Annotated in this window: 2 protein-coding genes; both read left to right on the top strand. The window is 31.8% G+C overall.

What is annotated here, in order from left to right:
* Window positions 1-582 carry a competence protein ComK gene (locus tag AC1DTM_RS27645; RefSeq protein WP_002158927.1) on the top strand — a complete coding sequence of 194 codons (582 nt, stop codon included), beginning with the start codon at window positions 1-3 and terminating at the stop codon, window positions 580-582.
* Window positions 583-824: 242 nt separating this feature from the next.
* A partial coding sequence (locus AC1DTM_RS27640) for a DUF4306 domain-containing protein (protein ID WP_477001392.1) occupies window positions 825-1,146 on the top strand: 322 nt, incomplete at its 3' end.

Below are 1,146 nucleotides of genomic sequence, written 5' to 3'. Positions count from 1 at the left end.
ATGGAAAGTAAAGTAGAACGTTATGTCGAAAACTATGTTATAAGCAAAAATACAATGGCCTTACTTCCTGTTGTTCTAGGAGAAAAGAAAGTTGTTACGCGAATTATTGAAATGGAAGATTCTTTTTTCGTATTTCAAAAGCCTCTTGATATTATAGAGAGAAGTTGCCGGAAACATGGTTCTAGTTTCTTTGGAAGAAAAGAAGGAACGAAGGAGTTAACTCGTATTACACATAAAGCTCCTATCGCAATTAGCCCGACAGATCAACTTTATTTTTTCCCTACGTATTCTTATTCTCGAAAAGAGTGTGCGTGGTTGTCTCATTTTCATATTGAAGGTAATAAAGAATTAAAAGATGGAAATCTTATTATTAGATTTATAAATGGTTTCGCTGTGAAACTAGAAATGTCAAAAAGTAGCTTTGAAAATCAGCAAAATCGTACAGCGAAATTGCGGACAGAATATGAAGACCGTAAGAAAAAACAAGGGAACCCTTGCTTTAAAGAGATTGATAAAAATGAAGAATCTAAATTAACACCAGCATATGAGAAAGTGTATTTTGTGAAGGAAGGCGAAGTGTGAGAGGAAAAGGATGGGGAGACTCATCCTTTTTTGATTTCATTATATATACCGTTACGCTGTAAGATTCATAAATAAAACGAGAAAAATTTGCGGATTTTTTGTTCTTTAATAGCTTAAGAAAGTGTAAAATTACAATATAAGGGTAATTTTACCGCATATATTTATCGCAATGTTAATATACATCATTTAACATTTGCGGCATACAGGATATTTCTTACCTTATTGTATAAACAGGAGATGATATGTTGAAAAGGACTATGTTATTTTGGGGGCAATATATTCTTGTTTTGCCTATATTATTTCTTGCCTTTATGTTTACTGGTTTCGTTGGTAGTCAGTTAATGATAGGTGCTGATAAACAACATTTTATTTTTACGCCTCAAAATGCAACAGAATATAGTCAAATTAGTGAAATTGATAAATTGCTATTTGCTTTTTCAATTCAGCCAGTTGTCACCATAGTATTTCTGCTATCGATCGTGTACGTACTGACACTTATTGTCTTTCAAATTATTGAATGTAAGAAGAAAAGAAAGATATTACATAGTTTGCAATATATGATTC

The sequence above is a fragment of the Bacillus sp. P4_D3 genome (genome assembly GCF_056401855.1).
Note: the sequence above shows the minus strand (reverse complement) of the source record. Positions and strands in the feature narration are given on the sequence as shown.